This is a genomic window from Asaia sp. W19, assembly GCF_003994335.1.
In the GTDB taxonomy this organism is placed as follows: Bacteria; Pseudomonadota; Alphaproteobacteria; order Acetobacterales; family Acetobacteraceae; genus Asaia.
This window is the reverse complement of the sequence record NZ_PNQZ01000013.1, coordinates 212729-225759: the sequence shown is the minus strand read 5'-3', so window position 1 is coordinate 225759 and position 13031 is coordinate 212729. Positions and strand designations below refer to the sequence as shown.

The window sequence follows — 13031 nt, the reverse complement described above, 5'->3', positions numbered from 1 at the left end:
CTTACTGCGCGGGCTTGGCGGCGGGGGCGGGAGTCGTCGCGGCGTCGCCCTTGCCAGCGTTATCGGCGGCATTCCCATTATCCGCCGGGATGCTCACCTTGGCACCGGGGCGAAGATGGTTGGTACCATCGGTCACCACGCGTTCACCCAGCTTGAGCCCTGTCTTGATAACCGTGACGTCATTGCTGGCGATACCGGTCGTGACATTGCGGACTTCGACCGTGTTGTCGTCCTTGACGACATACACGAACTGACCGTCCGGTCCCGTCTGGAGCGCGTTGGACGAGAGCAGGATGACATTGTGCAGCGTATCAACCAGTAGGCGCGCGTTGACGAACTGGTTCGGGAACAGGTGCTCGTCTTCGTTGGAGAAGATGGCGCGCATACGCACGGTGCCAGTCGCCGTGTCGATCTGGCTATCCAGCGCCTTGACGGTGCCAGAGGCGATCTTGTTCAGGTTTGCGCTGTCCCATGCTTCGACCGGAAGCTGGCCGACCGCGTGCAGCCTGTCCATGACCTGCGGCAACTGATCCTGAGGCAGGGTGAAGATGACTGAGATCGGCTGCATCTGCGTCAGGACGGTCAGGCCACCCGACTGACCGGCGGTGAAATAATTGCCCATATCGACAGCACGAATGCCGACACGTCCATCAACGGGGGCGATGATATGGCAGTAATAGAGGTTCAGACGGGCATTATCGACATTGGCCTGATCGAGCTTGACCGTACCCTCGAGCTGCTGGACCTTGTACTGCGCGTCGATGGCGGTCATGGCTGCGATCGAGTTCTGCTTGATCAGCTTGTCATAGCGCCCGGCATTGATGCGGGCATCGGCCAGCTGGGCCTGGTCCTGCTTGAGCGTGCCGAGCTGCTGTTCGAGCGCAACCTGATAGGGGCGCGGATCGATCAGCACGAGCTCGTCACCGGCCTTGACGTGCTGTCCCTCCTTGAATTCCACATTCATGATGTAGCCGCTCACGCGGGCCTGCACTGTCACGTTCGTGATGGGCACCACCGTGCCGAGTTCGGTCAGGATCTCAGGCATGTCCCCCGTTTTGACCACGGCGACAGCGACCGGTGTGGCGTCACCATTGCGCTGCGCGCTGGCGCTGCCCGCACCGCGATGGTTGCCATGTGAGCCGTGTGTCTTCGTCCCGTGAGGACGCAGGAAGGCAATGGCCAGAAGCACCACGATGATGCCGCCGATAATGAAAAGGAGCCGGCGCTTGCGACGCGGCTTGCCCGGTGGGGGCGAGGCAGAGGGGTGGGGCGCAGCATGGCGCGCAGGCTGGGTCCGGTCGGGGCCCGTCTGATCAGTCATCTCTTCTCGTCTTCCATCACCCAAATCCAGGAGCGGTCACATGCGCCAACTGGTGTCTGAGACATACGTTATTTGAGGCCGCCGTAACATGACGTCAGCTAAATTCTAGTTCAAAGACGAAACAATTCACAACATCCCACGTTACTCGCAGCGCCGCAACACGACCCTAATTAAGCATCCTGTCTCAGGAAACCGTTTTGCTCATGCGTCGTTCGTCCTATCGTCGCGGATGTTTTCAAGTCCGTTTAGTGAAAGGATTATGACAATGGCCGATGCAGTTGAAAAAAAAGGTGAAGGCCTGCTCGACGAAGCCAAGGGCCGTCTGAAGGACGCAGCCGGTGGCCTGACGGGTGACGCGAAGCTTCAGGCAGAGGGCAAGATCGACCAGCTTTCGGGCATGGCACAGCAGGAATTTGCTGACCTGTATGACGATGCCGAAACCACGCTCGAAAAGGCAACGGCTTTCGTACAGGACCGTCCGTTGATCTCGCTGAGCGTTGCTATCCTCGTGGGCACCATCCTTGGTGCCCTCTTCTTTGGTCGTTCCAAGAAGAAGTGAGCCAAGGCTCATAGAACGTAGCCTTGATTGGGCAGTGTCGCCGTCAAGCGAAGGGGGGCCACAGTGATGTGGTCCCCTTTTCTCGTATTGACACAACAAAAAAGATTCAGCGGCGCCCGAATGGGGTTTACAGGGCGATTCGGGTGATTCAAAAGCGATTCGTAAGACTGTGCGACTCGGCCGGTCTGTTTCGTTTCTATCGCCAGGGATTTTGCAACCACGCATGCCGGACTATTCTCTCGAACTTGCCAATGGGGCACCGGAACAGAGGATAGTCGGCCTTGACGAGGTCGGGCGCGGCCCTCTCGCAGGGCCGGTCATCGCAGCGTCTCTAGTGTTTCTCACTCCCCCTGAGCCGCCCCTTGCTGCGATGATCGACGATTCAAAGCGCCTGAGCGCGAAACGGCGCGATGCTGCCTTCGCCGCGCTGATGGCCCACCCTGCGGTCAGGATCGGTCTTGGCGCGGCATCGGTCCCGGAAATCGAGCGGATCAATATCGGCAAGGCGTGTCATCTGGCCATGCAGCGCGCCCTGGCTCATCTGGGCTTCATGCCTGACATGGCGCTTGTGGATGGTAATCGTCTGCCTGCTCTGGGCTGTCCCGCCCTTGCAGTGGTGGGCGGCGATCGCAAGAGCCTCTCCATCGCCGGAGCGTCGATTATCGCCAAGGTTATTCGTGACCGGCTGATGACACGGCTTTCGGAACGTCACACGACCTATGGTTGGGAAAAGAATGCCGGATACGGCACGGCCCTGCATATGGCCGGCCTGAAACAGGCCGGCGTCACCCCTCATCATCGGCGCGAATTCGCCCCCATACGCGCCCTCCTTGCGTGCGCAGCCCAACCGGTCGGAGCCATCTAATGCAGGATTTCCCCCTCGATCAGATCCTGTGCGGTGAGTGCATCGATACGATGCGCAGCCTCCCCGATGCGAGCATCGACTGCATCTTCGCAGATCCGCCGTATAATCTGCAGCTTCGGGGTGAATTGCGCCGTCCAGATGAAACCGTGGTCGATGGGGTGGACGACGCCTGGGACAAATTCGCCGATTACGCGACCTACGACAATTTCACGCGTGAATGGCTGACCGAGGCGCGGCGCCTGCTGACAAAGGATGGCACGATCTGGGTGATCGGCTCCTATCACAATGTTTTCCGGCTGGGCGCCATCATGCAGGATCTGGGCTTCTGGATCCTGAACGACATCGTCTGGCGCAAGGCCAATCCAATGCCCAACTTCCGTGGGCGACGCTTCACCAACGCGCATGAAACCCTGATCTGGGCCGCGCGCGGGCCAGAGAGCAAATATCGCTTCAACTATCAGGCCATGAAGGCGCTGAATGACGACATGCAGATGCGCAGCGACTGGTATCTGCCACTTTGCACCGGCAATGAGCGCCTGCGTAACGCGCATGGGCTGAAGCTGCATCCCACGCAAAAGCCCGAGAGCCTGCTGCATCGTGTGCTCATTGCTTCGACCGTGGTGGACGATATTGTGCTCGATCCTTTCTCCGGCAGTGGGACGACCGCCGCAATGGCCAAGCGTCTTGGGCGGCGATTCATCGGGATCGAACGTCATCCCGATTATATCGAGGCGGCGCGTGCTCGAGTGGAGGCAGAAATCCGTCTTTCGGATGAGCAATTGGCGATCACCCCCGCCAAGCGCGAGATGCCGCGCGTACCGTTTGGCAGTTTTGTCGAGCAGGGCGCACTGCCCGCCGGGACCGAGCTCTTCGATCGTCAGCGCCGCGTCAGTGCGACGGTCATGCCCGATGGCAGTCTTGTCTCAGGCAGCCACCGTGGTTCCATCCACAAGATGGGGGCCATTCTGACCAACGCCCCGTCGTGCAATGGCTGGACTTTCTGGTACTTCGAGCGACAGGGAGAGGTCGTCCAGATCGACATCCTGCGTACCGAGCAAGCGCAGGCCCCTCTGCGGAATGTGGGCTGAAGGTCGTTACTGGATGGGCACGGCAGGCAGGTGCCTCACGCTCGGCGCGAAGCCGCGTCTGAGCGCGTTATGCCCGTTCATGCCCTCCTGAGCAGTCATCCGAAGCGCTGCGTTCCGATTTCGTTACAATTGATATATTATTGCTTCACTCCGTTGTCAGCGGCTGCGGACGGAAAGCATGGGCGGTTTGTGCGTTGGGATCAGCACCCCGCGTAGGGCGTCCGATAGCCAGGTTTCCTGGCTGAGGCATGGGGATTGCTGGCATCCTGATCTGCGTGATCTTTCCGCCCGCGTTCTGCCCATAGCGTTCTATTACTGGCCTCGCGGCCAGTCCAGCCGTCCTACGCGCCAATGTCGAACGTGACGCATGAGGCATCAGGCATGGACTCGCATTCTTCCTCCCGACACCCGCTCTGGCTCAACCCTGCCAGGACGCCCGACGAGCGCGCCCGTGCCGCGACCGCGGCGATGGATGAGGCACAAAAACTCTCCTGGATGTCGGGTCCCATGGCTATTCCCGTTGGAGGCGAGGCCAAGCCTGAGGGGGCCATCGGATCGGCGGGGTATTTTCCGGCTATGCCAGCGCTCGGCATTCCAGCCCAGCAGCAGAGCGATGCCAGTCTCGGTATCGGCAATCTCGAGAACGTCCGACCCGGCGATACAGCCACAGCCCTGCCATCTTCTCTGATGCTTGGCGCATCCTTCGATTCGGATCTTGCACGTGAGACTGGTCGGATTGTCGGGGCTGAAGGCCATGCGAAAGGGTTCAACGTCGTCCTGGGGGGAGGGGCCAATCTGCTGCGCGAGCCACGCGGTGGGAGAATCTTCGAATATGTATCTGAAGACCCGCTCCTGACGGGACGGATCGTCGGCGGCTCGATTGCCGGTATCCAGTCGCAGCACGTGGTTTCGACGATCAAGCATTACGCCATCAATCCCGAGGAAACCGGGCGCGTGATGGTCAGCTCCGATATCGGGGAGGCGGCCTTGCGCGAGAGCGATCTGCTGGCTTTCGAAATGGCGATCGAGATCGGCAAGCCGGGTGCGATCATGCCTGGCTATAATCTGGTCAATGGGGAATGGGCATCGGAGAACCGGTTCCTTCTCAGCGAGGTCCTGCGCCGGGACTGGGGATATCAGGGATGGGTGATGTCCGACTGGGGCGCGACTCACAGCACGGTCAAAGCGGTCCTCGCAGGGCTCGATGTCCAGTCAGGCGCTAACATAGACCCGGCGCCCTATTTCGGCGCGCCCCTCGCCGAGGCTGTGGCGACCGGGCGGGTTTCGGCGGCGCGTCTCGATCAGTCGATGTATCGGCAATTGCGCAGCCTCTTTGCTGTCGGGGCGGTCGATTATCCCGCCATGCCGGGAGGTGCAATCGATTACGCGGCGCATAAGCGCATCGCTCAGCGCGCGGCGGAGGGGGGTATCGTGCTGTTGCGCAATGAAGGGGCGTTGCTGCCGCTGGGTCAGGGCCCTCAGCATATCCTGCTCGTGGGCGCGCATGCCGATCAGGGTGTTCTGTCGGGAGGCGGCTCGTCTTGCGTCACTCCGGAAGGCAGCCTCAAGATGGACGGCGCCAGCTTTGCCGGGCTGTCTCTGGAGAAGGTCTATCATCCCTCATCCCCACTGAAAGCCATCGCTGCCGTGGCCCCGCGAGCGGTTGTCACCTATGATGACGGGAGGGATCTTGATCGTGTCCTGCCCCTGGCAGCCAAAGCTGACACCGTCATCATTTTCGCGGAACTCTGGCGAAGCGAGGGGGAGGACGTGCAGGGGCTCTCCTTGCCCGATGGCCAGGAGGCCCTGATTACACGCATCGCAGCGCATAATCCCCGGGTCATCGTGGTTCTGGAGACCGGAGGCCCGGTGCTCATGCCGTGGCGGGAGAGCGTGCCCGCCATTCTCCATGCATTCTATGCTGGATCGTGCGGCGGAGAGGCGATCGCCGCGCTCCTGTTCGGTCATGTCTCCCCCTCTGGAAGACTGCCTTTCACGATCCCGCTGAGCGAAGAGGATCTGCCTCGCTCCGCGCAGATCGATCCGCAGACCGTCGTGTCCAATCCCGGCCAGCTAGTCGATCGGCCTGTCGTGCATCGGGATTACGGGATCGAAGGTGCCGATATCGGCTATCGCTGGTTCTCGCGCATCAAACGTCCGGTGGCTTACCCCTTCGGACACGGACTCAGTTATACGCGCTTTGCCCATTCGGATTTCGCGCTCGACCGGGAAACGCTGACCGTGAGCCTATGCGTCACCAACACGGGCCGGGTGCACGGCGCGGAGGTGGTGCAAATCTATGCGCTGCGCGAGGATGAGCCTGCGTTTCAGCCCCGGCTTGTGGGATTTGGCAAGATCATGCTGAAGGCTGGGGCAAGTGGTCTGGTAACGGTGCCACTCGAGCCGCGCCTGCTCGCCCGGGTGGAGGGGGTGTCTTGGCGGCGTGCGTCCGGCACCTATCGTTTCGAGATACGGCGCGACGCTCTGACGCCAATCCTTGGTGAAAGCATTTTCTTGCCGGAATGGGAACAGAGCCTGCGTCATGAGACGCCCATCGATTGAGGGGGCTCGTTTCTTCCATTTCAGCCTTGAAACGGAAAAAGCGGATCGGGAACCCAATCCGCTTTTTTTGACGATCGATCTGCTTCCTGACCTGTGACGTATGTCATGGACAAGAGAAGGAGAGCAGGTGTTCAGCGACCGCCGAAACCGAGGAAGCCGATATCGGGCTGGGGCTGCCCTCCCGAGATAGCCGGATGTCCCTTGCTCGCAACGGCCATGGCGGATGCGCCCTTGCGGCCTTTGCCCTTGATGGTCAGATGGCCATTGCCTTTGGCATCGGTCTCGATCTGCGAATGAGACGTCTCGACAGCGAGGCGGCTGTCATTGTCGTAGGTCCGCATCGAGAGCAGCAGGAACATGATGTCCTTGCGGTTCAGGTCGATTGCCATGTCGAGCGGGGTCTGGAACAGCACGTTCTTCGCGTTCATGTCCGCGCCGCGATTGAGCGCCTCCTTGGCGGCGTTCAGCGATCCGCGATTGATCGCATCGAACAGCGCCTCGGTCGGGTTGAGGTCCACATTGGCGTGGCCCGCATCCTGTTCCTGCGAATCTGCACCGGGGAGCGCCGATGGCGGAGCGGCTGCCTTGGCGGCACGGCGTGCCTCAGCCTTCTTCTGCGCCTCTTCGGCTTCCTGTTCCGCTTCCGCATCGTCTGCAGACTGGGCATGCGCAGCATGCCAGGGAACGAACAGGACCGGTGTGGCGGCAAGACTTGCCGTCAGCATCAGGGGAAAAAGTCGTTGGACATTCATGTGACGTCTCGAGTGGCGCATGGGCCGACTATAAAGGATCGTTAACAAGCTGGCGACTCCCTATCGGCGGCGAAGTCGGCCTTCGCGCCACCAGCCGAGAAAAAGAAGAGCCAACACACCGCAAAGTGCCGCCCATGAGGGGCAGAGCGCGGTCAGGCGGCTGGACGATGCAACCGGCACGAGCTGGCGCGGAAAGCCGATCCAGCCTGATCCGGCGAGGCGTGCGCCCCGTGCGTCAGGCGAAACCTGCCTGAGTTCGGGGGCATGGCTGAGCGTACCGAGCCATTGTGTGCTGCCATGAGACTGTGCGGCCAGAGGCGCGAGACGGGTTGCGGTCGCGCGCAGATCGGCATCCTCAAGCGGGTTGCGCGTCGATTGCGCCGCCACTGCGGTCAGCCCGTCCTGATGGATGACCCAGAGCCCGTCTGCACCATTGATGGCGATGCGCGCGCCGAACACACCATTGCCCTCAGCGGTGAGGGGCTGAGGGGTGACCTTGCCGTCGGGTGCCGTGACCATGGCGGGGTGGTCGAGACGGGCGGTATTGCTGTGACGCTCGATACGCAGACTGTTATCGCTCAAGGTCGCGCGGAGCTGGTTCTCTTCCAGATCGGGCTCCTTCATGAGCCAGTGCGAGAGGCGCTTGAGCAGTTCCGCCTGAGGGCCGCCACCGCCCTCGCCACGCGACCAGAGCCAAAGCTGGTCAGAGAGGAGCAGGGCTACGCGCCCCTTTTGCACCGTATCAAGCACGAGCAGAGGCTGTTGCGACGGACCGTTAAGCAGCGTTGTACCGTGCACCCGGTCGGAAGAGAGGGCACGATACCATGGACCCCATCCGGGTTGCAGGCCGGAGGTGACCGGATGCCGCTTGCCGGCATCGGTGAGTCGGGGCACGAAGCGCTCATTCACGACGCCATTTCCCGGCACATGGGCAGGTAATACCTCTGCGAGCGGCGTGTCCTGCAACGTACCATCTTCGGTGAATTCCGGGCCGGCCGTTAGCAGCAGACCGCCGCCCTCGCGCACATAATCGGCGATGTTCGACAGATAATCCTGAGGCAGGATTCCAGCATTATGGAAGCCGTCCAGGATGATCAGATCGAACTGCTTGATCCGGTCCTGAAACAGCTCCTTGATAGGGAACGGAATGAGCGCCAGATCGGAAAGCGGGGTGCCGTCATCCTTGTCCGGCGGACGCAGGATGGTGAAATGCACAAGATCGACGGAAGGATCGGCCTTGAGCAGACGGCGCCAGACGCGCTCACCCTGATTAGGCGTGCCCGAGACGAGCAGGACCTTCAGCCTGTCACGCACACCGTTGATGCGCACGATGGCGCTGTTGTTGCGCGGGCTCGCTTCCCCCGCCAGCGGTGAGGCGGTCAGGGTGACCAGCAATTCGCCAGGCTGACGCATCGGGATGTCGATATCGACGGGCACGCCCGAGCGTGCCGCAATCTGCCGTGGGGGCGCGTCACCCTGGCGCAGGGTGAGGGTGACATCCTGTCCTGCGGGGGCACCCAGATCCTCCACCATGACACGCAAAGTCGCCGCCTTGCCGACCAGCGCATAGGGGGGGGCCTGAAGTACACGCAGGCGCCGGTCGGTTTCCTCGCCCTTGCCAGTCAGCAACACATGGAGCGGGAGGGGACTGTTCTCCCGTGTGAACAGGCTGGGCAGGCTGGCGGGGGCGTCATGCACCATGCCATCCGTGACCAATATGGCGCCACTGAAGCGCCCCGGCGGCAGATCGGCCTGGGCAATGGCGTCGAAAAGCCGTGTGCCGTGATGATCTCCGCCCGCGACCGTGACGGTATGAAGCGTCAGTCCGGCAATGTTCCGGGCCGATTGCTGGAGTTGCGCAACGGCTTTCTCGGCACTGTCGAGACGATGGCGCAACGCCATGGAGGGAGAGTGATCGACAACGAGCAGCACATCCTGCGGCGCCGGCTCGTAGAAGGGGCGGTTGAGCCTGGGTCCGCTGAGCCAGAGCAGGATCAGTAGCAGGGCAAGCACACGCGCGATCGCGCCGGGGGCGCGCTGCAACAGCATGTACAGGCCCAGGAGGGCGATCATGGCGACCGACCCCGCGATCAGCCAGAGCGGCAGAAGCGGCATGAAGGTGAGATGGCTCATTGTTCCATCCTCTTCAGAAGCTCGGGAACGCGCATCTGATCGGCCTTGTAATTACCCGTCAGCGCATAGAGCAGCAGATTGACGCCAAAACGATAGGCCTGAGTCCGCTGTTCGTCCCCGCCCGGAATGACGGCATAGGGTGTATTGCCCTGCGCATCCATGGCCCAGGCATGGGCCCAGTCTCCAGCCCCGATAATGATGGGACTGACATCATCATTGCTGTCATCACCACTGCGCGCCACCCAGACGGGCAGGCCCTGAACACGTCCGGGGAAGTCATGCAGCAGATAGAAGCTGTGAGCCAGGACGTGATGGTCATCGAGCTTCGAAAGCGGCGGCACGACCAGGCCTGATGTGGCGCGTTTCAGGGCGGCACGTGTCTGCCCCTCATCGCGTGTCGAGAGGTCCGAGCCTACGCCCTGCGTGTCGAGCATCAGGATGCCCCCATGCGCCATGAAGCCGTTGAGCGCGGCGGAACGCTTCGGGTCTTCCTGCACGTCTTCGGTGATCGGCCAGTAGATCAGTGGATAATAGGCCAGATCGTCCTTGCCCGGCGTGAGGCCGTCCGGATGACCCATTACGGCGGAGGAGCGATCGGAGGCGTAGTTCGATAGCCCTTGCAGTCCCTCGCGTGAGGCCTGATCGATATCGTCATGTCCCGTCAGGATATAGCCCAGGCGGGTCTCGAGTGCGGCGCCGGGCACGACGCCATGGGTGACGCCGTTTTGATGGGGGGGCGTCTCGTCATCCTCGCCCGAGGGCTGGGCCTGCGGCGCGGTACCAGCTTGCGCCGAGGCGTGAGGCGCAGGCAGGAGCGTTGCACCGATAAGGAAACCGATCGCAGTCAGGCGTCCGATCAGCCCACGCAGCCAGAGGGCGATCAGGCAATCGGCGAGCAGCAGGAGCAGAGCCGCGCCGAGCAGCCACGGGGCAAGAACATGATCGGGTGAGACGCGATCGGGGGTAAGCGCCTTCCCCAGCATGGGCTCATCCGAGATCGGGGGCAGGGCATTACCCAGATTGAAGGCCTTGCGTGCGAGATGCGGGCCGTAAGTGCCGGGAGGATGCTGAACATCGGGGGCGGTATGGCCCAGCGCTTCAACGGTGATGGGGCGTGCTGCTTCCGGCGGGGGCACCAGATTGCCCTGGGCATCGAGCATGGCAAAGGGGACAAGTGTACGGAGCGCACTTGTATCCTGTTGGCCGGCAGAGCGATCGACCAGACGTTCCAGCATCTCTGGGAACAGCCCCGAGAGCGGCAGGCTCGACCAATCTGCCGTGCCGGTCACATGAAACAGGACCAGCTCTCCCTGGCCGAAGGCGCTGGCTGTCACGAGAGGCGTACCATCGCTCAGGCGTGCCCAGACATGACTGCCCAGATCAGGTGTGGGTTCGGCCAGAACCTGTCGGGTTACCGTGACTTCCTTCGGCAGGGCCAGCCCCTCAAAAGGCGAATGCTCCGCAAAGGCCGAGAGGATCTGCGGCTTGCCCCAGGACATCGGCCCCCCGAGCTGACGCATCCCGTTGATAAGAGGCACAGGCAAAAGTGTTTTTGCCATGTCATGCAAGGCAGCCTCAGGGTCAAAGGCGAGAACCGGCCCGGCAAACCGGATGAGCACGCCGCCATGACGCACCCAGTCTGCGACCAGATGACGCGTGGTTTCATCGGCCAGTGTGCCATCTGTGGCGATCAGAACCGAAAGTTTCTGCTTGAGTAGTTCGGGAACGGCGCCGCGATGCAACGTACCGACGCCGCTGATCGCCTGGGCAAGAAAGAAGCCCTGGCCGGTGAGGGGTGTGTCCTGGCTGCCCTGTGTCAACAGACCAACCGGATGACGGCGATCGCCCTCATCGAGCAGGGCGATGGCGGAGGGGCCGGGAAGCGGCCCGGTATCGCGCTCCAGAACGATGCGGCTGGCTCTGTTTCGCAGCAATGGCGGCAGAGGCAGGATAGTGGGTTTGTCAGGCGCTGCGCCACGAGGGAAGAGACCAAGCGTGCCCCCATTTCCCGCCCGGACGCGCAGGGTCAGTGCCCCGGGCTTGAAGGGGGACGCTTTCGGGGCTGCGCAGGCGAGGGCGCTCACTGTGGCCGCAAGCACGCCGTGATCATCCTGCTGCGCGGCCAGAAGCATGGTGTCGCAGCCGTTCCAACGCATGTCGCTCACCGGGCTGGAACGGCGAGCGAGAGCAGAGGTCAGCGCTGGGTCTGATCCTGTCGCCACCCCATCGGAGAGGAAAACGATATCATGCGCAGGAGACTGGGCGCCCGCCTGATCGAGGTTCTTGAGCTGGCTGGCAAGGCGTGTGCGGTCGGTTGGCCAGGAATGGGGCGAGAGGCCAAGCAGGCGTTCCTCGAAACGGGCCCGGTCCTGGGTGGTGAAGGGCGCAGCCATGCTCCCATCGGGATCGGGTGCGCTCAGCAGCAATGTCACATCCTGCCCGGCCCTGAAGTGGCGCTCCGCCAGGCTGCGGGCCGCGCGCAGACGTTCCTGCCAGTGGGGCACGGCGGCCCAGCCATTATCCAGCACGAGAATCAGGGCGCGATCGGCGCCAGAGGTCAGGCTGCGTCCGAGCCAGACAGGCTGTGCCAGGCCAAGAACGAGCAGGGCAACCGCTGCCAGACGCAGGATCAGCAGCCAGAGCGGGGAGCGTGCGGTATCAGCCCGTCCCGACGTCAGGCGACGCAGGATCTCGAGCGAGGGATAGACCTGTTCTCTCGGCAGGGGCGGCGTCGCCTTGACCAGCCAGTACACAAGCGGCAGCGCGACGAGGCCGAACAGCGCAAGGGGGGTGAGAAAGATCATGCGTGCAGCTTCCCCCCGCTGAGACGGGCATAAAGCGCGAGCAGGGCGGGCAGAAGCGGCTGATCGGTATGATGGAGGGTCAACCCTGCGCGATGCGCCTCGGCGAGACGGGTCATCTGGTCGAGATGGGCTTTCATTTCCTGTTCATAGGACTCCGTCAGCGTCTCGACGGCAGGGAGGGTCAGACGCTCCTCTCCCTCCAAACTGTCGAAGCTGATACGCCCGGCATAGGGCAGGCTTCGTTCAGCAGGATCGAGAATGCAGAGCAGTTCGGTTCTGGCCGGGCGCGCGGCGATATCGCGCAGCAATGCTTCGAGCGTTTCAGGTGGGAAGAGGAAATCGCTGACCAGAACGAGTTGGCCCCAGGGACGTATTGTATCGAGATTTGGCAGGCTCGCTGCGGGACCGACGGTCAGGTTCTGGCCCAGGCGTGTCAGGGAATGGGCACCGCTGACAGAGCGCCCCTGTTCCGGCCCGTTGAGCAACGCGACACGTTCCCCTCCATGAAGTGCGGAAGCGGCGAGGGCGAGTGTGGCCAGCCGGGCCTGATCCTGCTTCAGGGGCAGTGTAGTCCGTGAGCGCCAGGCCATGGAGGGGGAGGGATCGCACCAGAGGGTAAGAATCTGCGCGCCCTCGGCCTCGCGCTCACGAACCCAGAGCTGGTCGCTTCTCGCTGATTGCCGCCAGTCGATGCGGTGGGCGGGTTCGTGGTCATGAGCCGGTCGGTATTGCCAGAAATCCTCGCCCGCTCCGGCGCGATGCTGATGATGCACACCTGCGCGTAATTGCCGCCCGATACGCTCCGCCTCGATCACGAGTGGAGGGAGGAGAGCCTCGGCCTCGGCGGGTACCTGCGTATCGGGATGCCAGTCAGGGGAGGTACTGGGCCGAGGGCCTGAAGCGCTCAACCCAGCCTTGCGTCGCCATGTCGCAAAAAAACCGCTCAC

9 protein-coding genes are annotated in these 13031 nt (G+C 62.5%); 4 read left to right on the top strand and 5 right to left on the bottom strand.

The features are described from left to right. Position 1 precedes the first annotated feature (1 nt). On the bottom strand, positions 2–1321 hold the full coding sequence (locus C0V97_RS02610; protein ID WP_127100426.1) for an MdtA/MuxA family multidrug efflux RND transporter periplasmic adaptor subunit: 1320 nt from the start codon (positions 1319–1321) through the stop codon (positions 2–4). Positions 1322–1586: 265 nt separating this feature from the next. Here C0V97_RS02610 and C0V97_RS02605 point away from each other — a divergent pair, with 265 nt between their 5' ends. The 4 genes from C0V97_RS02605 (at position 1587) to C0V97_RS02590 (ending at position 6395) form a co-directional block, all read left to right on the top strand. Then, complete coding sequence (locus C0V97_RS02605) at positions 1587–1880, top strand: CsbD family protein (RefSeq protein ID WP_127100424.1); 294 nt, start codon at positions 1587–1589, stop codon at positions 1878–1880. A 223-nt stretch (positions 1881–2103) separates the two neighbouring features. Continuing rightward, on the top strand, positions 2104–2745 hold the full coding sequence (locus C0V97_RS02600; protein WP_127100422.1) for a ribonuclease HII: 642 nt from the start codon (positions 2104–2106) through the stop codon (positions 2743–2745). Then, entirely contained in the window at positions 2745–3833 is a 1089-nt protein-coding gene (locus C0V97_RS02595; RefSeq protein WP_127100420.1) for a DNA methyltransferase, read from the top strand. Before C0V97_RS02600 ends, C0V97_RS02595 begins: the two co-directional genes overlap by 1 nt. A gap of 381 nt (positions 3834–4214) precedes the next feature. Then, positions 4215–6395 (top strand): glycoside hydrolase family 3 protein, encoded by a 2181-nt coding sequence (locus tag C0V97_RS02590; RefSeq protein WP_158625322.1) that lies wholly within the window; start codon positions 4215–4217, stop codon positions 6393–6395. 131 nt (positions 6396–6526) lie between these two features. On the opposite strand, the gene C0V97_RS02585 is transcribed toward C0V97_RS02590, so the two are convergent. From C0V97_RS02585 to C0V97_RS02570, 4 genes are all read right to left on the bottom strand, one after another. Then, positions 6527–7120 carry an ankyrin repeat domain-containing protein gene (locus tag C0V97_RS02585; protein ID WP_370264950.1) on the bottom strand — a complete coding sequence of 198 codons (594 nt, stop codon included), beginning with the start codon at positions 7118–7120 and terminating at the stop codon, positions 6527–6529. Positions 7121–7207: 87 nt separating this feature from the next. Then, positions 7208–9280 (bottom strand): VWA domain-containing protein, encoded by a 2073-nt coding sequence (locus tag C0V97_RS02580; protein ID WP_127100414.1) that lies wholly within the window; start codon positions 9278–9280, stop codon positions 7208–7210. Continuing rightward, positions 9277–12084, bottom strand: a complete 2808-nt coding sequence (locus C0V97_RS02575) for a DUF4159 domain-containing protein (protein WP_127100412.1) — start codon at positions 12082–12084, stop codon at positions 9277–9279. The genes C0V97_RS02580 and C0V97_RS02575 overlap by 4 nt, the downstream gene beginning before the upstream one ends. Further along, a complete protein-coding gene (locus C0V97_RS02570) occupies positions 12081–13031 on the bottom strand; it encodes a DUF58 domain-containing protein (RefSeq protein ID WP_233581925.1) in 951 nt (316 codons plus the stop codon). The genes C0V97_RS02575 and C0V97_RS02570 overlap by 4 nt, the downstream gene beginning before the upstream one ends.